Annotated in this window: 19 protein-coding genes and 2 pseudogenes; 13 read left to right on the top strand and 8 right to left on the bottom strand. The window is 63.2% G+C overall.

Annotated features, from left to right (window positions below; all coding sequences use genetic code 11):
* Positions 1–64 precede the first annotated feature (64 nt).
* The 3 genes from pqqE to pqqC are packed head-to-tail and all read right to left on the bottom strand — an operon-like array spanning position 65 to position 2338.
* Positions 65–1297 (bottom strand): pyrroloquinoline quinone biosynthesis protein PqqE, encoded by a 1233-nt coding sequence (gene pqqE / locus AUC70_RS11140; protein WP_083241486.1) that lies wholly within the window; start codon positions 1295–1297, stop codon positions 65–67.
* Positions 1298–1301: 4 nt separating this feature from the next.
* Complete coding sequence (gene pqqD / locus AUC70_RS11135; protein ID WP_069444912.1) at positions 1302–1604, bottom strand: pyrroloquinoline quinone biosynthesis peptide chaperone PqqD; 303 nt, start codon at positions 1602–1604, stop codon at positions 1302–1304.
* Positions 1604–2338, bottom strand: coding sequence for a pyrroloquinoline-quinone synthase PqqC (pqqC, locus tag AUC70_RS11130; protein WP_069444911.1), 735 nt, complete (start codon positions 2336–2338; stop codon positions 1604–1606). Before pqqC ends, pqqD begins: the two co-directional genes overlap by 1 nt.
* A gap of 314 nt (positions 2339–2652) precedes the next feature.
* On the opposite strand from pqqC, the pseudogene AUC70_RS18880 reads away from it, so the two are divergent.
* The 3 genes and pseudogenes from AUC70_RS18880 to AUC70_RS11120 all read left to right on the top strand — a co-directional run.
* Positions 2653–3525: pseudogene (locus AUC70_RS18880) on the top strand (hydrogen peroxide-inducible genes activator); the annotation flags it as partial.
* Between the two features lie 4 nt (positions 3526–3529).
* A pseudogene (locus AUC70_RS18875) lies at positions 3530–4557 on the top strand (sodium:solute symporter family transporter).
* The gene (locus tag AUC70_RS11120) at positions 4539–5159 is read left to right on the top strand and encodes a sodium:solute symporter family transporter (RefSeq protein WP_141702083.1); all 621 of its coding nucleotides are present in this window, start codon (positions 4539–4541) and stop codon (positions 5157–5159) included. The pseudogene AUC70_RS18875 and the gene AUC70_RS11120 overlap by 19 nt, the downstream one beginning before the upstream one ends.
* Before the next feature lie 30 nt (positions 5160–5189).
* Here the strand turns inward: AUC70_RS11120 and AUC70_RS11115 are convergent, their stop codons facing one another.
* Positions 5190–5753 carry a hypothetical protein gene (locus AUC70_RS11115; RefSeq protein WP_141702082.1) on the bottom strand — a complete coding sequence of 188 codons (564 nt, stop codon included), beginning with the start codon at positions 5751–5753 and terminating at the stop codon, positions 5190–5192.
* 345 nt (positions 5754–6098) lie between these two features.
* On the opposite strand from AUC70_RS11115, the gene AUC70_RS11110 reads away from it, so the two are divergent.
* Positions 6099–6767 (top strand): TVP38/TMEM64 family protein, encoded by a 669-nt coding sequence (locus tag AUC70_RS11110; protein WP_158007431.1) that lies wholly within the window; start codon positions 6099–6101, stop codon positions 6765–6767.
* Here the strand turns inward: AUC70_RS11110 and AUC70_RS11105 are convergent.
* On the bottom strand, positions 6764–8422 hold the full coding sequence (locus AUC70_RS11105) for a S10 family peptidase (RefSeq protein WP_069444906.1): 1659 nt from the start codon (positions 8420–8422) through the stop codon (positions 6764–6766). The genes AUC70_RS11110 and AUC70_RS11105 overlap by 4 nt on opposite strands.
* A 139-nt stretch (positions 8423–8561) precedes the next feature.
* Here AUC70_RS11105 and AUC70_RS11100 point away from each other — a divergent pair, with 139 nt between their 5' ends.
* From AUC70_RS11100 to AUC70_RS11080, 5 genes are all read left to right on the top strand, one after another.
* Positions 8562–8846, top strand: coding sequence for a hypothetical protein (locus AUC70_RS11100; protein WP_069444905.1), 285 nt, complete (start codon positions 8562–8564; stop codon positions 8844–8846).
* Positions 8847–9220: 374 nt separating this feature from the next.
* Positions 9221–11356: a hypothetical protein gene (locus AUC70_RS11095; protein WP_141702081.1), complete on the top strand. Its 2136-nt coding sequence runs from the start codon at positions 9221–9223 to the stop codon at positions 11354–11356.
* Positions 11357–11932: 576 nt separating this feature from the next.
* Positions 11933–13351 carry a hypothetical protein gene (locus tag AUC70_RS11090; RefSeq protein WP_069444903.1) on the top strand — a complete coding sequence of 473 codons (1419 nt, stop codon included), beginning with the start codon at positions 11933–11935 and terminating at the stop codon, positions 13349–13351.
* Positions 13352–13462: 111 nt separating this feature from the next.
* Positions 13463–13942, top strand: coding sequence for an NUDIX hydrolase (locus AUC70_RS11085; protein ID WP_069444902.1), 480 nt, complete (start codon positions 13463–13465; stop codon positions 13940–13942).
* Positions 13935–14186: a hypothetical protein gene (locus tag AUC70_RS11080; RefSeq protein ID WP_206599374.1), complete on the top strand. Its 252-nt coding sequence runs from the start codon at positions 13935–13937 to the stop codon at positions 14184–14186. Before AUC70_RS11085 ends, AUC70_RS11080 begins: the two co-directional genes overlap by 8 nt.
* 29 nt (positions 14187–14215) lie before the next feature.
* On the opposite strand, the gene AUC70_RS11075 is transcribed toward AUC70_RS11080, so the two are convergent.
* The 3 genes from AUC70_RS11075 to AUC70_RS11065 form a co-directional block, all read right to left on the bottom strand.
* Complete coding sequence (locus AUC70_RS11075) at positions 14216–14749, bottom strand: WbuC family cupin fold metalloprotein (RefSeq protein WP_069444900.1); 534 nt, start codon at positions 14747–14749, stop codon at positions 14216–14218.
* Between the two features lie 77 nt (positions 14750–14826).
* A complete protein-coding gene (locus AUC70_RS11070; protein WP_244505595.1) occupies positions 14827–15336 on the bottom strand; it encodes a CBS domain-containing protein in 510 nt (169 codons plus the stop codon).
* A gap of 47 nt (positions 15337–15383) precedes the next feature.
* Complete coding sequence (locus AUC70_RS11065; protein ID WP_069444898.1) at positions 15384–16184, bottom strand: DUF2189 domain-containing protein; 801 nt, start codon at positions 16182–16184, stop codon at positions 15384–15386.
* A gap of 424 nt (positions 16185–16608) precedes the next feature.
* Between AUC70_RS11065 and AUC70_RS11060 the strand changes: the two genes are divergently transcribed.
* From AUC70_RS11060 to AUC70_RS17580, 4 genes are all read left to right on the top strand, one after another.
* Entirely contained in the window at positions 16609–17931 is a 1323-nt protein-coding gene (locus AUC70_RS11060) for a carbohydrate porin (protein WP_083241482.1), read from the top strand.
* Between the two features lie 162 nt (positions 17932–18093).
* Positions 18094–18777, top strand: a complete 684-nt coding sequence (locus AUC70_RS11055; protein ID WP_069444897.1) for a cysteine hydrolase family protein — start codon at positions 18094–18096, stop codon at positions 18775–18777.
* Positions 18778–18864: 87 nt separating this feature from the next.
* The gene (locus tag AUC70_RS11050) at positions 18865–19839 is read left to right on the top strand and encodes an urea transporter (protein WP_206599373.1); all 975 of its coding nucleotides are present in this window, start codon (positions 18865–18867) and stop codon (positions 19837–19839) included.
* A 3-nt stretch (positions 19840–19842) separates the two neighbouring features.
* The gene (locus AUC70_RS17580; RefSeq protein WP_206599372.1) at positions 19843–20208 is read left to right on the top strand and encodes a cupin domain-containing protein; all 366 of its coding nucleotides are present in this window, start codon (positions 19843–19845) and stop codon (positions 20206–20208) included.
* The last annotated feature ends 236 nt before the right edge of the window (positions 20209–20444 follow it).

Raw genomic sequence — 20444 nt, 5'->3', positions numbered from 1 at the left:
CGAATTCCCAAAAAGAAAGGCGCCCCGCGAGGGGGCGCCTTCGGCACAGGGCGTCTTGTGCTGTCTATTCCGCGGGGACGAGTTCTTCGCCGTGCGCCTTGCCGATTTGCGCGGCGTTGCGCGTATTGCGGTAGACGAACGCCGTCGCAGGTTTCGCGGCCTCGGACTTGGCCAGCTTCACCATCTCGCTGTGATACGGGGAGAGTGAGCATGCGGGGTCCGTGTTGCGCGGATCCTTGCTGATGGCCATGGCCTGGCAGCGGCAGCCGCCGAAGTCCACTTCCTTGAACGCGCAAGACCGGCAGGGCTCCTTCATCCAATCGGTTCCCCGGAAGGCGTTGAAGGCTTCGGAGTCCATCCAGATGTCCAGCAGCTTCTTGTCGCGCACGTTGTCGAAATTGAGCTCCGGGATGCTCTCCGCCGCGTGGCAGGGCAGAACCTTGCCCGCGGGCGTGATGTTCATGAAGCCCTTGCCCCAGCCGCCCATGCAGGGCTTGGGACGCTTGGCGTAGTAGTCGGGCACCACCATGTCGATGGTCAGCACGCCCTTCAGGCGCTCGCGTGCCGCCTCCACATATTCGATCGAGGCGATCGTCTCTTCATAGGTGGGGATCAATGCGGCGCGGTTGAGAAACGCCCAGCCGTAATACTGCGCATGGGCGATCTCGATGCGCTGCGCGCCGAGTTCCACGGCCAAATCAATATAACGCGGCACGTTGTGGATGTTGTGGCGGTGGATGGGGGCGTTGATGGTCAGCGGCATGCCGAGTTCGGTGACCCAGTGGCAGACCTCCAGCTTCTTCTCGAGCGCATTCTTGAAGGCGCCGATGCGATCCGCGCCGGCCGGGTCGACGTCCTGGACCGAGACCTGAACGTGATCGAGCCCCAGCTCCTGGAGCTTCTCCAAGCGCTCGCGCTTCACGTTGACGGCGGCGGTGATGAGGTTGGTGTAGAGCCCTGCGTCCGCCGCGGCCTTGACGATATCCTCAAGGTCTTTGCGTGCCGTGGGCTCGCCGCCGGACAGGTGTACCTGCAAGATGCCCATCTCGCCGGCCTGGCGCATGACCGAGCACCACTCTTCCGTGGTCAGCTCGTTCTTGACGCTTTCCAGCTCCACCGGATTCGAACAATAGGGGCATTGCAGCGGGCAGCGATGAGTGAGCTCCGCGAGCAGACCCACCGGCGCGACGGCGCACAGCATGTTCGACTCTTCCTCGCTGCCAACGACACCAGCCGTCGGTTCGTCGTCGACGGCAACGGCGTCGATGTGTCTGTCAATCTTGAGATCGTCCGTCATCGCACTATCCCTTGATGTATCCTTTGTCGGCCATGTCTTGGAGCAACTCGGTCACGTCCGCGGTAATTACGTCGGCGGGCGCGGAGTACTCCTCGGCCAATTTCGCGGCGATGTCCTCCACGGTGCGCTCTCCGTCGCACAGCTTCAGCACCTCCACGGCGATTGCATCCGGCGTCATGATCCGTTCGGGCGCGAGCAGCACCCAACGGTCTCGCCCCGCATCGTGGCGTAGTTTCAGATAGCGGGGCATCACCGGTTTGGTCGCCCGGTCGACGACAAGCCGGCCGGGCTGTTTCACATCTGCCATCAGGCCGCATCCGGCACGAAGGCGCCGGGCGGGATCATGCCCGGATCGACATAGGCGAGGTAAAGTGCATCGAGCTGCGCCCACAAGACGTGCGTCTTGAAGCGGAGCGCGTCGAGCACGCCTTGCTGTGCCTCTGGAGTCCGGGCGTTCTGCTTGCAGTACTCGAGAGCGAAATTGGCATCGCGCGGGCGCCTGGGTGAGGCGGCGCTGAAGTACGCCATCACGTCGTCGCTGATGAAGTCGTAGTTCTCGAGCATGCCCGAGATACGCTCCTTGTGAATGCTCGGCGCGAAGAGTTCCGTCAGGGACGAAGCGACGGCTTCGACGAGGGTCTTTTCGCGCACGAAGTTCACATAGGCCTCGACGGCGAAAACCGTCTCGGGCAGGGCGCCCTTCCGGGAAATCACATAGTCGCGGTCGAGCCCAAGGCCGTCGGTGAGCACGAGCCACCGCTCGATGCCGCCTTCTTCGGGGCCTTCGCCGTCGTGGTCCGTGATGCGATGGATCCACTCGCGCCGCAATTCGCGGTCGTGGCACCGGCTCATCAGCGCCGCATCCTTGCGCGGCACCGCCGACTGGTAGCAGTAGCGGTTCAGCGCCCAGGCTTGGACCTGGCCCTTGTTGAGCTTGCCGCCGTGCAAGAGCTTATGAAACGGGTGTTTGTCGTGGTACTGCGCGGCACCGATGGCGCGCAGCTCCTCCTCGAGTTCCTCGGGACTTAGAATCTTGGTCACGGGCCTACTTCCTCATTGGGTTTCCAAATACGGCACTTCTTCATGGCGCCTCGAAACGGTCTCTCCCTAGATAAATGGGGAGAATCCGCAAGGAATCTATGACTCGTTCATGAACACGGGCTTGAACCCGGATTAAGAACATCTGAAGCCGCTGATCTGGGCCGTCAGCCTGGCAGCCCAATATTTGAACTCTACCGGAAGAAACCCTGCTGTTCCATTGCATGCCTGGCGCATCCCAAATGGCGCGCGCGCCGATGCCATGATAAGAAAAACTCCGCCGATCCCGCCGACCCCATAACCAATAGTTATAGCCCATGGTGTCTTTCCGACAGTTGCGCTACCTGGAGGCGCTGGCCCGTACGCGCCACTTCGGGCAGGCGGCGCGAGACTGCGCCGTCAGCCAGCCCGCGCTCAGCATGCAGATCAAGGACCTCGAGGAGGAGTTGAAGCTGAAGCTGGTGGAGCGACGGAAGTCCGGCGTCGGACTAACCGACAAGGGCGAAGAGATCGCGGGGAGGGCCCGGACCATCCTCGCGTCGGTTCGGGACCTGGTGGATTACGCCAAGGGACAGGAGGGCCTTCTCACCGGCGTGCTGAACCTTGGCGCGATCCCGTCGATCGCCCCGTACCTGCTGCCTGCCGCGTTGCCGGCCCTGCAGGCGCATTTTCCGGATCTGTCGCTGCGGCTGCGCGAGACTGTCACCGAAACATTGGTCCGCGAGCTTGTAAGCGGCGACCTCGACGTTATTCTCGTGGCGCTGCCGATCGACGATCCTGCCGTGGAGACCCATTACTTGTTCGACGACGCCTTCATTCTCGCGACCAAGGCCACACCGGACAATTCGGGCATCGTATCGGCTACCCAGGACATGCTGGCGCAGGACCGCCTGCTGCTGCTGGAGGAGGGGCACTGCCTCCGGGACCAAGCCTTGTCGTATTGCCATCTCATGGCGCCCGACATGCGCCAGAGTTTTGGCGCCTCCAGCCTCACCACGATCGTGCAGATGGTGGCGAACGGCTATGGCCTGACCTTGTTGCCTGAAATGGCGACGGCGATCGAGGTTCATCCGAACGACGATATTCGGCTCTTGCGTTTCACCGAGCCGGAGCCCAAACGGGAGATCGGACTTGCCTGGCGCAAGAGTTCGCCCCGGAAGGCGGAGTTCAAGCAGCTTGGCGAGTTGCTGCGCAATGCGGCGCGGCGCCGCCGGACAAGGCACGGCCGTAGCGGTCGTAGGGAGGCCCCAAACGCTAAGTACCCAGCTTTCTCTTCTGATGGCGGCACTGCTGTTCGCGCGGGCCGGGCTGGTTCGCCTGACCCGTCCGATCGCCGATTTCTTTGCGGCAGGCCGTCTCATGCCGGCCTTCCTGAACGGTATCGCCATTGCCGGGTCTGCGGTGGCGATTGTCGTCTTCGTGGGCGGGGCCGGTGGAATCGATTTCGGGTGGCAGGGCGCAACACTGCTCCTTGTGGGCGCGGGTCTCGGCCTCGTCCTGGCAGGCCTCTTGATCGCGCCGTATTTGCGCGGCTATGGCGGCTACACGCTGCCGGACTCCTGGCGGAACGGTTCAATGCCGAGACGATGCGGCCGCTCGGCGTTTTCGCCGCCTTGCTGTGCTCGTTCCCGGCGCTGGGGGCCGTGATGCTCGGCTTCGGATTGCTGGGGCAGGCGGCTCTTGCGCTGCCCGCCTGGATCGGCATTGGAGGGGGGATAGCCCTGATCTTCGTGGCGACGCTGCTCGGCGGCATGCGGTCGCTCAGCCTGTCGCAGCTTGCCTATTACATGGTGATGCTGCTGGCGGGGCTTGTCGCGATCGTGACCGTGCTTTGGCAGACGGGGTCGCTTGCGGCCACGGACACGCTTCTGGTCGATGAGGTGATCCCGGCACTTTCCTGGCAGCCCTTCGCGCAGTCGAGCCCGGTCAATTCGATCGCACTGTTCTTCTGTCTCGTGACGGGGTTCGCGTCTCTGCCCTATCTGCTTATGCGGAGTTTCACGGCGCCGGACATGGGCGATGCCCGTCTGTCCTTCGTCGGGGCGCCCGTGTTCCTTTTCCTCATCTGCGCCGCGATCCCCGCGCTGGCAGCTCTACACGAGCCTGCCGCCCTGGCCGTCGGCGACGGGCTGTCCATGCTGAGTGAAGCCGTCCTTGCCGTCGTGTCCGTGGCGGCGCTCCTGTCCACGGGGCGGCGCTCACCTTGTCGATCGCCAACATGATCGCCCACGACGTCTACTTCAAAAGCCTGGCGCCCAACGCCTCCGCCGGCCGGCAGCTTTTGATCGCGCGCCTGTCGGTGGTCGCGGTCGCCGCGGCGGCCGGGGCCGTGGCGTTGCGGTGGCCGCAAGAGACGCTGGTCGGCGCCGCGACGGCGTTGTCTCTGGCGGCGAGCGCTTTCCTGCCCGTGCTGGTGTTGGGGATCTGGTGGAAGCGGCTTGGGAGCGATGCGGCCCTGGCCGGCATGATCGCGGGGCTCTTGGTGTGCCTCTATTACATGATCGCGCCGCACACGATCCCCATCCTGTTCTACGAGTCGTCGAGCCTATTGTCGGACGCGACCGCGGCGCAGGCGGCGGCCTTCGAGGCCCTGCGCCACGAGTACTATCTCACAAGCGATACCGTGAAACAGGCGGCTGTGTTGGCGGAGTGGAGAGAGTCGGTGCGGCCGATTGCGAACTGGCTGGGTGTGCACGGGTCCCTGGCCGGCGTCTTTGCCGTACCGGTCGGTTTCCTCGTCGCTATCCTGGTAGGGCTATTCGCGCCCGCGCCGTCGGCCCGGCGCCGGCGCTTCTTCGACAATCTTCGGGCGAAACCTGTCTAGCCTGAGCGGCCGTAGGCCACGGAGCTGGGCTTAGCCTTCTTTTTTGTCCTGCTCGGGCGGCGGCGGTCCGCCGAGCAGCCGGAAGCTATCGCGAAAGCGCAGCGCGTCCTCGCTGGTGGCGTGCTTGTTGGGGCCGGCCGAAATCAGCATGTAGACCCGGTCGCCGTTGGCGACCATCGTGATCAAGTGGTTGAGCTTGCCCTTGCTGTCTTCGGCCTTCGCTTCGTAGCCCGGACGCTCGTCGATCTTCAGAGGGGTCTTGCGGCGCAGATTCGTATCGCTGCCCTTGGCGTAAGCCGTCACGACTTTCTCAAAATAGTCCTGCTTCGGCGGGTTCGGCGCACGCCCCTCCGGATACTCGAACACGACGACTGAGTAGACCGTGTCCTTTCCGGCTTCGACCTTGTACTCGTGCTGCAGCAGGGGATTCTGCCCAGGCACCGGCGTGCTCTCGGCCTTGGGCCGCTCCGTGACGCCCGGGAACGATATGACAAAGCCACGTTCGGGATAATGGAACTCGTGCCAAACGAGCGCCTGCGCCGCTTGGTCTTCCGCGCCGTTGTCTGTCGTCGGAGCATTCTGTGCGCTTGCCAAGCCTGCGAAACCAAACGCCGCTACAGCCGCGCCGGCCATCGCAAGGGCTAGAGTTGTACGTACAGAGTCCGTGAGACCTCCAAGAGACATCACCAATCCTCAAAGTCGCCGATCCAGTGGAGAGCCCGTGGACCACAAAAAAAGGGCGTCCGCAAGGGGCACAACCGTTCTAACCGCACATTGGCGCAATTTGACAAGCTCTGGATACGGCGGAACTCAAAACGACAATAGCGCGCCGATTGCGGGCTCATTGCTTTAGACTGTCGTCCCGCGGTTATGCGATTGCCGTAAGGACGGATCATGACGACGAAGTTTCATCGAGCGATTCCAGCGGCCTTCATCGGCGTGTGCACGCTGGCTCTGCTGTTATCGGCCACGCCGGCCTGTGCCGTCGCGCTCGAGAATTTCGATCTAGAGCGGAGTTTGCCTTCGCTCGGTGTCTTCGGCCCCATCGCCATCGTGCTCCTGCGTTTTCTCGCAAGCCTTATCGGCGTCGTGCCGACCTCGCCGCTGCTGCTGGCGGCGGGCGCGACGCAAGGTGTCTTCCTCGGGACGCTCTATGTGTTGATCGGGGCGCAGCTTGGGGCGCTCGTTGGTTTCATGATTGGCAGGCGCGTCGGCCGTGACTTCGTGGTGCGACGCGGCTGGCTCGATCGGGTTGCGCAGACGCGCATCGGCCGATGGCTGCTCGACGAGAACACGCCGCAATCGCAATTGATGCTGGCGGTATTCCTGTGCCGGCTGTTGCCGGGGTTCAACATGGACGCGCTCAGCTACGTGGCCGGCATCACCCCGCTGAGCACTTGGCGCTTCTGCCTCGCGAGCTTCGCCGCGCTGTTGCCCTACACGCTGCTGGTGGTTGCGGCCGGGCAGCAATTGGTGGCGTTCGGATCCGACAGCCTCGCCATTGCGGTCATCGGGTTGCTCGCGTTAAGCGCGCTCGTCGGCTTGTCCAGGAGGCATTGGCCTCGCTTCGGGGCGCGTGAAAAGCCGGTTCTCCCGACAAACGTCTAGGATCCTTTTTCGCCGGTCGCGCGGGCGTACATGGCTTGCGCGTCTTGCTTCAAGTGCAGCCGTGACGGCGCGCGCAAATAGAGCATGTGGCCCCCGGCATAGTTTTTGAGCTCGATGGGCTTTGCGCCCTTCAACGGCGGCAATTGCCCCACGAGATAAGCGGGCACGGAATAGGGCGTGATCAAATCGGTGTAGCCGCTGGCGATCAGGACTTCGAGGTTCCGGTTGGCGGCCCGGGCGTCCTGGATATCGTCCATGGCACCGGCATAGCCTTGCTTGGTCGGGCTCGTGCCGTAGTCCCAGCGATTGCTGATCTTCCGGTTGAGCAGCGTGAATTCCTCGTCGGTCTTGTAGCCCAGATCCTCGGCGGCATAACGGACGAAGGCCGACGACCACAGCGGCACCGTGGCGTCGAGGACCGGGTCGGGACCGCGCGGCCAGGCGCTCGACGGGTGGGGATCGGGACCGCCGACGCTCCCGTCATACATGCTCAGGACCTGACCGTCGTCCCGGTCGAACTCCTTGACGAAGACCGCTTGCGGAATGCGGGCGAAGTATCGCTCGACCTTCTCCAACGGCAGTCCGGTCAGTTCGGCTACCTTTGCGCTGGCGGCTTCGCCACCTTGCTGGACGCCTGAGGCGAGCGCGACGAGGTAGTCGGTCAGGGCGTAGCGTTCGACGTCCTTCAGCGCGGCCGCCAGCCCTTCGCGCGAGGTGGTTCCGTCGCTCTCCAGTTTCACTGCGGCAAAAGAGGGGAGCTGCAGCGCCCAGGGAAGTGGGTCGAAGTCCTCGCCCCGGAGCATCGAGAACTCCAGCGCCGGAGAGATCAACACGAGACCGCTCGGGGAGACGCTCCCTTTCTCCTGCAGTTTCCGGGCGAGGACGGCCACGCGGAAGCCGCCATAGCTTTCGCCTGCGAGGAAGACCGGCGAGCCCATGCGGCCCGTTTCAGTCAGATAGAGGCGAATGAAGTCGGCGAGCGATTCTGCGTCCTGGTCGACGCCCCAGAAGTCCTTACCTTTCTTGCTGCCGGCGGGGCCGCTGAAACCGGTCCCAACCGGATCGACGAAGACGAGGTCGGTGAAGTCCAGCCAGCTTGCCTCGTTCGGAATGAGCTTGGCGGGCGGGCCGGTCAGCGCGCCATCCTCGGTGGTGGCCACCACTTTCGGTCCCATGGCGCCCAGATGCAGATAGGTCGATGCGGCGCCGGGGCCGCCGTTGAAGACGAAGGTGATCGGCCGGTCGGTATCCGCAGGGTTCGTCGTGTACGCGGTGTAGAAGATCTCCGCCTCGGGCTTACCGCTGCCGTCATGCGGTTTGATCGTGCCGGCCACGGCCGTGTAGGGAATTTCTTTTCCGTTCTGTTTCAGAACGTGCTGCGTCGTGACGTCCGCGGGCAAACGCAACGGCTTCTCGGCGCTCTTGGATTCCTTTGTGTCTTCGTCCGAACCGTTCTCGCTGCCGTTCTCCGAGCCCGCAGTCTCCGACGCCTCGGTCGTCTCGTCGGCGGAAGCCAGTTTCACGCCGTCGTGGAACGTCTTCTCGGCATCATGTGCCGTGTCCGCGTGGGCGGTGCCCGATGCCGCGATAATCAAGAGAGCGGCGAGGAGGGATAGAACGGTGCTTGCGGTGCGGCGTTGGTGGAACGGGATCACGATTTCTCCGATTTGTTCGTCTGAGGACGCATACTCCTCTATCGCAGCTAAGGGCTCAAACGGGCGCTCTCAAGGCAGCATGGTTACAATCACGCAGCTTTGACCTTGACCGTGCCATGTTTGGGGGCCAATCCACCCCATGATGTTGAGACCTTTTCTAGTCCCGCTGGCCCTCGTGTCCCTCGCGATTGCGGTTCCTGGCTGCGCTTCGCGCAGCGACATCGAGGCTGGCCGCTTGGCCAAAGAGGACGCTGCCAGCGCCGAGGACGATGCGCAATGCCGGCGCACGAACGCGGAGCCGGGTGAGGCGGCCTATGAGGCCTGCCGCCAGGAACGGGCGACCAAAAGGGCCGCAAGGGCTGAGATCGACTATCAGAAGGCCCGTGATTTCGATCGGGTTCTCGGCGGCCTGAACGAGTTCTAGGGTCCGCCTACGTCTCCCCGCGCCAAGAGCGATCCCCCGCGGACTGTCTTGCTACAGAACGCCTTACCGCAGAACGCGTTGGCGAAGGTCTATTGGCCGTCGTCTCGATGACCGTTAAGGTGTCTTGGCGGAAATTGATAAGGTTTGGTTCTACGCGGCTTGGGTTGGGTGAGCCTTGTAGAGCACCGATTTTCCGGCGTGGGGAATGGCGCTTCGGCTCGTGACACGTTTCGTGGCTGCCGAGCGCCCGCGAGTTTCGACTCCGTTGCCGATCGTGGCTTGCGCCAAGGCGCAAGACCGATGGTGGTTGGATGCCCGTCAGCGGGCGGGAGTCCGGCCCGGAGTGCGTTGAGGGTCATCGCGTGGGCAGTCCGATGAAAAAACGACGTGCCTGGTCAACCTTGGACGAGGACGTGGACGACCAAGAGTCCGCGGCCCTGGCGGCGTCCGTTGCCGCGGCCAAGGATACGGCCGCGCGATCCGGCGCCCTTCTATCAAGCGCGAAAGAAGATCTGACCGACCATCAGCGCTGGCTCCGGGCCCAGAGCGACGCCGTCAAGCGGGACCGGGACCGTCACGAGCGCTGGCTTCAGCGGCAACAGGATCTTCGCGCCGCCAACGCCAAGAAGGACCGCGTCCGCCGTCATCGGCGTCTGGTGCGGCAGCGCGCACTTCAAGCGATCCGCGATGCGCTGGTCGATCTCTACGTGTTCTTCCGCTCCTGGATCGTTCTCGGGGCCACGAAAATTACGGGCGCCGTGCGCTTCTTCTCCCGGTCCATCGCCCGTGGTGCGGTGGTTGTGTGGCAAGGGCTCGCGCACGCGGCGGGGTCGGCCTTCCGTCACATTGGTTCCGGTCTGTCTGCCGTGGCCCGTGTGCTGGCCCACACTTTCGCTGCCGCCGGCCGGGGTCTGGCGCAAGCGGGGCAGTCGACCGGCCAGAAGGTCGGTTTGGCAGCGCGGGGGGCAGGCGCAGGCGTTGCGGCGGGCGCCGCGTGGAGCGGTTCGAAAGCGAAGGCGTCGGTCCGGGCGGGAAGCCAGGCTCTCGCCGCAGGTTCGCTGGTTGTGGCCGCCGAGGCCGGGAAACTGTCTCGCAAGACCGGTCAGGCCATTGGCAGTGGCGGGAGCGCGATCGGCGGCGGATTGTCCTCCGGCGGCGATAGTGCGGCGGCACTGGCCGCCGCCACCCGTAACGGTCTTGCCTCCGGTGCGTCGGCGGCGGCCGCGAAGGCGGCCAAGCTCGGCGCGACAAGCGGGCGCAGCCTCTCCCGCGCAAGCGCGTGGACGGCATCGCGCGCGGCGTCCATCCCCTCGAAGCTCTTCATTCATCTGGCGCGGGTGGGGCGCGAGGTGCAGCATTTCGCGCGTGTCCGCGCGCCGGCGCCGCGCTGGCCGGGGCTCCCGCCGCTTCCGGGCCAAGCCGGCGGGGGCGAGGGGGCGGCCGAATTCCAGAACGAGGAGGCTCCGGACGCGGCTCACACGGCCTCGGTCCATCTGTTCGAGACCTATGGACCGCATCCGGAGGGGACCAAGCTTTTCGGCCAGCCCGCGAACGATCCCTGGGTGCCGGAGGCTAAGCCCGCCGAAGTGCCTGATGGAACCGCGCCGGCTGAAGCGCAGGCGCGGGACGTCGAGGGCCGTACGGCCGCTGCGGCAGCTCTAGCTGGTCTGGGGTCAGGCGTTGCCGCCCGGACGGGCGATGTGCTGTCATCCTGGGGCCAAAGCGCCAACGTACGGGCCAGCGGACTTGCTCGCGAAGTTCGGCGCAAGGCCGGTGCCGGATCCGTCTGGCTACGCCGGCAAGCGGCGCGCGGCATGGCATCGGCGCAAGCCGGGGCGGGCGCCGTTGCCCGTGTGCAGGCGGGAGCGGTGGCTCAGGCGCGGAGTGGCACAAAAGAGGGGGCTGGATCTCAGTCAGATGATGATAGCGCCGGTGCCCTTGTTGCTCGTCCTTGGCGGCCTTCTGATCGGAGGCGGTTCCTGTTGCGCTCGACCTCCGACCCCGTGCTTGCCGCGGAGCCCGGAGACGAAACGTTCTCAAAGATTTCCTGGGCCTTCCATCATCCCGACCTACCGTTGCCGGAGCGCTCCGTCTTCACCCTCTCGGGCACGCCCGAGGCCTTCCTGATCAACGGCATCTCCATCGCCGGGGTGAACAATTCAGATGAAGCCCTGACCGACTTGGAGGGCGCTCTCAGTTCGGACGTGCAGCGGCCCGATCTCCTGCTCGACGTGGTTGTGGAGGCCGAGGGCAAGGAGCCGTCGGCGCGGGGTCCGGTTGCCACCGTGCCGCCGGGAGAGCCCTTCCGGCTGACCTTCCTGTTTCCCCCCGAGTCGACCGGAAGCGCGGACGGGATCTCGGTCGACGAGTTCTTCGAATCGTATGGCGGATTGCTGCTCAAGCTTCGCTATGACGCGGACGGCGCGGAGCGATCGGTGATCCAATATTTGGATCCCGAGATGTTGAAAGCGCAGCTTGACGAAGTCTCGGCGGAAGCAGGCGGGTCCTGAGTGCAGGAGCGTTATTGGCAGTCGATCACGCGGAAGCCGCAGTTTCGTGTTTTGACGCAGACATTGTAGCGGGTGCAGCAGGACGTTTCGCAACCGACGATCTGCGAGTTTGCCGACAGGGCCTGTGCCGCGCAGACATCGTTGCACGACCTGAGACCGTTGGTGCAGACGCGCATGGACTGGCTGCCACCACTGCAGGCTGACGGTGTGGGCTTCAGCGATTGGGCCGGCTGCGTTGTCGTTTGCGCGAATGCCGCGCCGCTAAGAAACAGGACCCCAAGCAAAAGCAACCCAAACCGTGTCATGTGAAGCGTCACCCTATCGACCTCAATTTTCGAACTCGTCCCTAGCCGGGAACCCCGTGACCGCTGGCGGGTGCCCGCCCGCGGCGCCGTCATCATAGGGGCCCCGCCGGGGGATGAGAAACGCATTCTGCCATGCAACACGGCAGTTTGAAGACAGGCGCGCGTCTTTAAGCCTCTTGCGCCCGTTGCCGCTTGCACTGTTGCAAAACCATCGCAATACCGAGCTACCTATGCGGCTGCACACAATCCCTATGGCCTTGAGGAAACTTCGGTGAAACACGCCCTGAACGGTTTTTCGACCCTTGCTCTTGCCGCCGCCATGACGGCCATGTCCACCCTTTCCGCGGTTGCGGACGGTCCCATTCTCGTCACGAGCGCCGAAGACAGCGGCGAGGGCACGCTGCGCGCCGCGCTCGAAGCCGCGTCCAAATCGGACGGCCTGACGCAGGTTCTGATCGCCACCGACCGCGACATCGAGATCAAGTCGACGCTCGACTATGCGGGCACGGCGCCGCTTGCGATCCTCGGCAAAGGCCAAACCGTGAAGACGTCAGTGGACACGAATCTATTGAACATCAGTCAGGGAGCCGACCTCACCGTGACCGAGCTGAACCTGGCCGGGCCCGGAAAATTCAGCATCGAGAATCAGGGCGGAACGGGAAAGGGCATTTTCGTCGACGTGCGTGACGATCAGACCGGTACCGTCTCCTTCATTCTCGACGACGTGGAGATCTCGGGCTTCGCCGACTACGGCGTGCTCATTTCCGACTGCGACGTCGTGGAGAACTGCGGTGCGGGGCGCGGCGGCAAGGGCAACGGCTCGCCCGCGTCCATCCTCGTGCGCTTGAACGACGTGAAGATCGATGATGTGGGCAACGGTCACTTCGATGCCGACGGCCTGCGTGTGGACGAGAGAGGGCCGGGCGACATCTTCTTCTATGCCAAGGACTCTGAGTTCACCCATGCCGGTGCCGACGGTATCGAGCTCGACGAGGGCCAAGAGGGCGGCGTCTTCGCCACGGCGGTCGATTCCAGGTTCGACGACAACGGCAACTATTGCGACGGGAAGCTCTTGGAGAGCTTCCTGCCCAAGGAAGCCGAAGGCGAGTTCGAGGACGGCGAATTCAAGGAAGCCGATGTTCCCGCCAAGGTGACCGGTTCGCCCGACGATTCGTGCTTCGAGCACGAGGTCGAGCTGTACGAGTCCGGCTCGGTCAAGGAGTATGAGATCAGCATCGACTACGACGACGGTTTCGACATCGACGAGGCGGGCCCTGGCGATCTGTGGGCCTTGATCGTCGACACCTCCGTCAAGGGCAACCATGACGAGGGCCTCGACTTCGGCGAGGAAGGCGAGGGCAACCTCAAGCTCGGCGTCTGGAACGTGGATGCGAAAGACAACACCGACGATGCGTTGAAGATGGTCGAGAGCGAAGACGGCGATCTGTCGGCGCTTCTGGCCAAGCTGACATCCAAGAACAATGGCGGTTACGGCGCAGCCCTCAAGCAGATCGACGAAGGGACGTTGACCGTCACCGTCGATCAGTCCCGGACCGCCGACAACGACGACGGCGACGAAACGGGGCTGAAGGTAGAGCAGGCGGGCACCGGCGAAGCCACCCTTCGCATCATCGCCTCCGAGTTCAAGGACGGCATCAAGGCCAAGAATGTGAACGTGATCGAAGAGTAGCGTTCCGGCCTCCAGTTCACGGTTCCAACGACTATCGGGGCGGCTCCTGCGGGGCCGCCCCGAATCGTTTGTGGGGCGCATCATTCGGGGCGCCTGGAGTCCACAGCAATCGTGCCCGCGCGCGTTGACGCCTGGGGCTGCGAGGCCCTGTATACGCCCATGGCCGTGATCGACCTCTCCGCCGTCATTCTGTACGACGACCAAGACCGGATTCTGCTGCAGCACCGCACCGACGATGCGCCGACGTTCCCGGGCTATTGGTCGTTTTTTGGCGGCGGCGTGGAACCCGGCGAGACGCTGGAAGAGGCGGCGGTCCGGGAGGCGTACGAGGAACTGTCCTATGCGCTCAAGGCACCCTGCCACTGGCTCAGCCAACGGTTCAGCAACGCGGGGCGGGCTTACGCGCAACACATTTTCCTTGAACCATATGACGGCGCCGAGCTGATCCTCGGGGAGGGCCAGGCGATGAAATGGTTCGCGCCGAACGAGACGGGGGTGCTACTCATGAGCGCTCATGCAAGAGCGGCCGTGGAGGCGCTGGACCGCTGGCTCGCTTGGGCCTCGGCAGATGTGACCGGAGAGGGTGACTAAGATTCGTTCGATGCGTGTCCTGAAAGAAGTCCTGGTGCTCGCCGTCATCGTCCTCGTGTTCGCGTATGCGGCGCGACGGCTCGAAGGCGTTGACGCCGGCGAAATCAACGCAGGCGTGCCGCCGCTGATGCAATCGGTCAAGCAGATGCTGGGTTGGGACGATGGCCCGCGTGAGAAAGCGCCCAAGCACGCAGCACCGGCCAAAACCACGGAGCCGTCCAAGCCCGCGGCGCCGTCCAACTAGACGCACTCGGTACTGGACACAGTGGCTTTCTAGCCTGCAGCGATGGATGATTTCTGGCCGCAGGAAGCCAGAAGTTTGCTGAGATACGCCTCTGCCTCGGCCGTGCCTTCCTCGGGCGCCCAGGGGGCGAATGCCTTGTCGGTCATGGCCTCGTAGGGGCCCGACTTGACTTCGTAGATCACGGTGTCGGACGCGAGCGCCGCGACGGTGTGATAGAGCCCCGGCACGAGGTCCACGCCGAACCGGTCGGATTGAGCCGCGAGCACCAGATGGCGGTCGACGGTGCCGTCGTCATGGAACGTCACAATGAGCAGGCGTCCGCGCAGAACGATCCAGGCCTCAGGCTTGGGCGGGTCGATATGGCGATGAGGGCGCACGTAGCTTCCGGGCTGGATCGCATTGAGCATGCGGTGGACCGGATCGGTCAGAGAGCGATGCAGCGGCGCGATCATGCGCCCGCGCGGCGCGATCCGGCTCTGGCGCACCGTCTCGTCCACGAGCGCTTCCGTGATGAGAGCGAAGTCGTCTTGCGGCGGGTCGAGGGAAAGTTTCCGCGGTGTCATGATTGAGCGTGGCTTGTGGAGCGCAAAGCGTCGGTTACTGGCTACGACGGTACATTGGATCGAGACAAGCCATGCGTCTAGCGTTCGCCGTGGATGAAGTGCTCCAATTGCTCAATTACGAATTGCTGGTCGCTGATGACGGAGTTGACCATGTCGCCAATCGATACGATTCCGACAACGCGTCCTCCCTCCAGCACGGGCAAATGCCGAACGCCTCTTTTGGTCATGATCGCCATACACTCTTCGACGGTATTGTCGGGCCGGACACAGGCAACGCGCGTCGACATGATGTCGGCAACCGAAGTGTCCGACGAGGTCCGTCCCAACAGCGCAATCTGGCGCGCGTAGTGTCGCTCGGTGATGATGCCGACTAGCTTCTCTCCCTCCATGACCACCAGCGACCCGATGTCGTTGTCTGCGAGCATCCGCAGGGCATCGAACACGCGGGCGCTAGGATGAATGACATGAACCTCGCGTCCCTTGATGTCGAGAACGTGCTTCACCAAAGTCATCCCGCTACCTGTTGGCATCGCGGAGCCGGACATTGCATGCAGTGCCGTAACTCCCCCGTATGCGGATTTGTTCATATCGCAGTCCTCCGTACCTTGCTCTGGGCCCATCGGCCGCGGCCCCGTCACACCACCACCTTGCGGTAGAGATGCCACGTGGCGTGCCCGAGGATGGGCATCACGATGATAAGACCAATGAATGCGGGCAGCGCTCCGATAGCCAAGCTGCACGCTACGATTAGTCCCCAAGTCATCATGGCGACGGGATTCTTGGCGACGGTGCGGACAGATGTAACTACCGCCCTGTAGAGGCCCACATCACGGTCCAGCAGCATCGGGAAAGACACGACGCTGATCGTGAGCACCAGCAGCGCGAACAGGAAGCCAACGCCCATGCCAGCCGCGATCATCCACCAGCCTGCGCTTGTGGTGAACACATCGCTCGCAAACGCGGCGATGGAAGCCGGCTGCTCGGGTCCAAGTGTGAAGTAGAATATGGCATACGCCGCAGCGAGCCAGAGCGCGAATATCCCAAGGAGTGCCAGCCCCAGCAACACCGCCGCGCCGAACGCAGGCGACTGAACCACGCCAAAGGCATCCGTCCAGTTTACGGCGTCACCACGCTCCCGTCGGCGGCTCATCTCATACAGGCCCAACCCCGCCAAGGGCCCGATGAGTGCGAACCCGGACGCGAGCGGAAATACCATCGGAAGCGCGTTGTTGCCGACGGTCAACCACGCGAGCAGGAGACCGATTACCGGATACACGAGGACGAGGAAGATGACGTCACTCCGATACGCTCCGAAGTCGTCAATGCCTTTTGCCAGTGCCTCCCGGAGGTCGGCGAAGTCAATTTGGCGCACCGTCGGTAGAGGGGCGTTCCGAGCTTCAGCGCTACCCAGCAGCACACGGCCGAGCGAGGCCATTGATGCGGCGGCATCGCTACGTGATCCCAAGCCCACTCAACCGGGTTCCTGATGTGTTGTGTGTCGGCCATCGTCGCTCCTCCCAAAAAATTGGTCCGAGCGGGAGCGGATCACCCCCCGATGACTAGCCAGACCGCGTGCCCGCAGGCGAACCGCGTCGAGATGCGCAATTATACTCCTTTTCGAGCCGCAAGTCGTGTTGCGGCGCGGTACAGACACGACGGCAGGTCGAGGGAGAGGTTCCAGGCTGGATTGTATTGAGCATGCGGTGGACCGAATCGGCGAGAGGGCGGTGCGATGGCGCGGCCGTGCGTGCGCTGATAGTCGCAACCCGACCAAGATCGTGGATGGGAGCGTCATTTTGCTTAGCGACGCTCGCCTAGGGCGTCATACTGTTGCTCGCAGGTCAGTTGGGCGGGGGACGATGGCTAGGCCGAAGCCAAAAGGCACAATCGCTTCAGCGGTGGTGTGTTCGTTCCTCGGCTGCGTTTCCACCTCTCTGCCGGCGCAGGCGGAAGATCAGCACGTTGCCGCTTCCTCTCAGGTCGATGAGATCGGCATCAGCGCCAATCCGGCGGCGACAAATGCGGTGACGGGTACGGGCTGGCTTGGAGAGCAACTCGGCGTCGACAAGCATGGTATCCGCCTCGGCGGCGTCTGGATCGGAGGGGTCAACGACCTTGTAACGGGCGGTGTCGATCCGGGTTTCACTGGCAACAGTTCACTCGTTGTCGACTTGTTCGTCGATCTCGAACGCTTCGCCGGGCTGAAGGGCAGTTCGATCGGTGTCGACTTTCTCCAGCTGAACAGCCAAGCGACCAATACAGATGCGGGTTCCGTGCTGGGATATATCGGCATCGTAAACGACGAACCCTTCAATCGGTCGGAGTTGCTTGAAGCGTGGTGGCGGCAGGAGTTGTTCGACGAGCATCTCATCGTGCGCATCGGCAAGTCGAACCCGTCGATCGACTTTCAGGACGTCGTGCGCCCCGCTCCGAGTGCTTACCAAAGCCGCAACATCAGCGCGGTCAGCAGCCTTCTTTATGCGCCGATCTTTGTGCTGCCGACGCTGTACCAGTCTCTCGGCTCCTTCTACGATACGGTCTATGGCGTCACGACCACGTGGGTTCCCAGCGAGGCGTTCTACGTCTCCTACGGCGCGTACGACGGCAACAAGACGCGTGGCGTTGCCACTGGCCTGACGGGCCCCGAGTTCAACGGCTACTATTTCCATATCGCGGAGGCGGGCACGAATTGGGCGCTCGGACCCGAGCAGAAACCCGGATTCCTCTCCGTCGGTGGTTGGCGGCAGACAGGAAAACTATCGACCGACGACGGTCTGATCACTGAGGATGGCGCGGAGGGCGCCTATTTTATTGCGTCACAGCTCCTATGGTATCGCGATCCCAAGCCGACGAACGATGCTGGCGTCAGCGGCTATGTGCAATTCGGGTGGAACGACTCTGAAACGCAACTCTTCAATTACTATTTCGGAGCGGGACTCACCGGCCGGGCCCTCGTTCCGAGTCGGCCGAAGGATTCGTTCGGCATCGGCATGGCGCTCGGGTGGCTCAACCCGAACAATTTCCAACAAGATACGGAGCTCGCTCTTCAGGCCTACTATCAGGCGCATGTCGCGGGCAGCATCTATACAGAGACCGCTCTGAGTTACATCCCGGACCCTGCTGCGGAGCCCGGGCTCGACGCCGCCTTGGCCGTGACGCAGCAGCTCATCGTGCCATTTTAGAAGAAGAGCGGAATTAGACCGTAGACCCCCCCAATTCATACGAAGTTTTCAATCTACTCTTAAGTTGCGGCGCTTATTGAACAAGCATTCCGAGATCACCCGGGCGAGGCTGCGGCGATTGTTTTCGGATCACCCGACGCATACGGAGTAGGAGAACGAGACATGCCCACAATTCCCGACGCCAAGCCGTTCCACTACGAGTTTGGCATCGATCACGTTGCCCTCGTCTGCATCGATATGCAGCGGGATTTCTGCCAGGCGGGCGGATTTGCCGAGTCTCTTGGAGACGATCTCTCGAAACTCCAGCCGTGCATCCCGGTAATCGCGAAGCTCCAGGAAGCCTTCCGCAAGGCCGAGCTGCCAATCATCCACACCAAGGAATGCCATAAGCCGGATTTTTCGGATCTTCCGACGGCAAAGCGCAATCGCGGCAATCCCAAGCTGAAAATCGGTGACGTAGGCCCCATGGGGCGGATTTTGATCGACGGCGAACCGGGCGCGGACTTCATTCCCGAGTGCTACCCCCAGGAGTGGGAACTCGTCATCTCCAAGCCGGGCAAGGACACGTTCTACAACACCGAATTCGACGACTACTTGAAGATGCGGAAGATCACCCATCTGATCATAACCGGTGTGACCACCGAGGTCTGTGTGCAGACGACCATGCGCTGTGCGAACGACCGCGGCTACGACTGCGTCTTGGTGGAGGACGGCACCGACAGCTTCTTTCCCGAATTCAAGGAGATGACTCTGAAGGCGCTGGTCGCGCAGGGTGGCATTGTCGGCTGGACGGCGACGTCCGATCAGGTGCTGAAGTCGCTCGAGCCCATCCTCGCCGCGCGCTAATAGGGCGCGCGATCGAGGCCGCCGGCCGCGGGACGCAGGTTTCAGACTTGCGGCCCGGATGACGTTATGGAGGGACGGAGTGCGGCGATGAAAGCGCCTGTCGATTACATCTTCCCGCCCGCCGTTCCGGGTGAGGTTCCGTACTGGCGCCTCGTTCTGCGGGGCGCCTCGCAGATGTGCTTCCAGAGCAACGAGCTGACGGGGTTGTTCTTCCTGGCGGCCGTTCTCGTCGCCTCACCGATTAGCGCCGCCTATCTTCTCGTGGCCGGAATCATGGCCCCGGCCGGACGCATGCTGCTTGGCGATAGGGGCGTCGTCCTGTCGAGCGGTCTTCCGGGTTTGAACCCGTGCCTGATCGCGCTCGCGATCCCGGCCTTCTTCGAGACCGGCTGGACCAATGTTGGTATGTGGGCCGTGCTCGTCGTCTGCGTCGCGATCACCATTGTGCTGGTGAAAATATGCGTTGCCCTCCTGCCGCTCCCGACGCTGGCTCTGCCGTTTCTGATCGTGTTCTGGGCGCTCTATGCGCTAGAGCCGCATATGGACGCCGTTCAGTTGTTGTCACTGTCGACGTCTGAAGGCGCGGCCTTCCAGCCGCTCACGGCCGTGTTGTTGAGCCTGGGACAGGCTCTGTTCTCGCCGGCTGTCTTGTCGGGTGTGCTGTTTGCCACCGGGGTTCTGCTGAGCAACTGGCGCCACGGCGTTCTGGCCATCGCCGGTGCGATTATCGGCACCGTGGTGGCCTACTATTACCGCCATGTCGATCCGGCGAGCGCTGACCTCGGACTCTATGGCTTCAACGGTGTGCTCACGGCGGTCGCGGTGTTCGTCGTTTGTGGTGGCAGGCTGAGGCTGTCCATTCTGGGTGCGCTGATCGCCACCATGCTCATGCCGGCGATCGCCGATTTCGGTGTGCAAGTTCTATCGGCGCCATTCGTTTTGACGACGTGGCTCTTGCTTGTCCTCGGCTGGATCGAAGACCACTGGTTCGATGAGAAGGGCCCCATTGCTCGCGATCCCCTCCCGGCGACTCAACATGCGCAGGATCAACGAGGAGACTGACCCATGCCCGCTCTTCCCGCTTCGTTGACCCTTCCCAATCTTTTGGACTACGTGCGCGGCCTGCGTGACAGCGATTGGGACGCCTTTCACCCCGGCGTCACGGCCCACTGGTTCTACAAGGAGCCCGATGGCGGTGCCGCTGCGGTGTTGCTGCGCTATGAACCGGGATCTCGCGTCGCCGAACACGAGCATGTCGGCTATGAGCATATGCTCGTGTTGGAGGGCGACGAATACGACGAGGCCGGGACGTATCCGGCCGGCAGCTTCGTCATCCATCCGCCCGGCACGCGCCATTCGCCGGGGAGCCATGGCGGCTGCGTGGCGCTCTTGATCTACGAGAAAGCGGTTCGCTTCGTGGACGCGAAGTAGGGGTGAGCCTGCGCTTGCGGCTCACGGGGTTGGATCGCGAGGGTGAGTGGTCGGCTCTCGCCGCAAAAGCACGAACGCGGGTGATGTTGGTGGGTAGTGGTGCCGGCTGCAGGAGTCGAACCCGCGACCTACTGATTACAAAATGCTGAGTCAATGTTACCGGATATTACCGGAACGTTGATTTTATTACCTAAATCAAGGCTCTACGATACAGGAAAATGCGGGGTCTTACGGGA

Source organism: Methyloceanibacter stevinii, from assembly GCF_001723355.1.
GTDB lineage: Bacteria > Pseudomonadota > Alphaproteobacteria > Rhizobiales > Methyloligellaceae > Methyloceanibacter > Methyloceanibacter stevinii.
This window is presented reverse-complemented; position numbering and strand designations above follow the sequence as displayed.

Bases quoted from the DNA above. Each gene is read 5' to 3' on its own strand.
- pqqE (WP_083241486.1), bottom strand. From the start codon at position 1,297: ATGACGGACGATCTCAAGATTGACAGACACATCGACGCCGTTGCCGTC.
- pqqD (WP_069444912.1), bottom strand. From the start codon at position 1,604: ATGGCAGATGTGAAACAGCCCGGCCGGCTTGTCGTCGACCGGGCGACC.
- AUC70_RS11100 (WP_069444905.1), top strand. From the start codon at position 8,562: ATGATGTTGAGACCTTTTCTAGTCCCGCTGGCCCTCGTGTCCCTCGCG.
- AUC70_RS11095 (WP_141702081.1), top strand. From the start codon at position 9,221: ATGAAAAAACGACGTGCCTGGTCAACCTTGGACGAGGACGTGGACGAC.
- AUC70_RS11075 (WP_069444900.1), bottom strand. From the start codon at position 14,749: ATGACACCGCGGAAACTTTCCCTCGACCCGCCGCAAGACGACTTCGCT.
- AUC70_RS11070 (WP_244505595.1), bottom strand. From the start codon at position 15,336: ATGAACAAATCCGCATACGGGGGAGTTACGGCACTGCATGCAATGTCC.
- AUC70_RS11065 (WP_069444898.1), bottom strand. From the start codon at position 16,184: ATGGCCTCGCTCGGCCGTGTGCTGCTGGGTAGCGCTGAAGCTCGGAAC.
- AUC70_RS11060 (WP_083241482.1), top strand. From the start codon at position 16,609: ATGGCTAGGCCGAAGCCAAAAGGCACAATCGCTTCAGCGGTGGTGTGT.
- AUC70_RS11055 (WP_069444897.1), top strand. From the start codon at position 18,094: ATGCCCACAATTCCCGACGCCAAGCCGTTCCACTACGAGTTTGGCATC.
- AUC70_RS11050 (WP_206599373.1), top strand. From the start codon at position 18,865: ATGAAAGCGCCTGTCGATTACATCTTCCCGCCCGCCGTTCCGGGTGAG.
- AUC70_RS17580 (WP_206599372.1), top strand. From the start codon at position 19,843: ATGCCCGCTCTTCCCGCTTCGTTGACCCTTCCCAATCTTTTGGACTAC.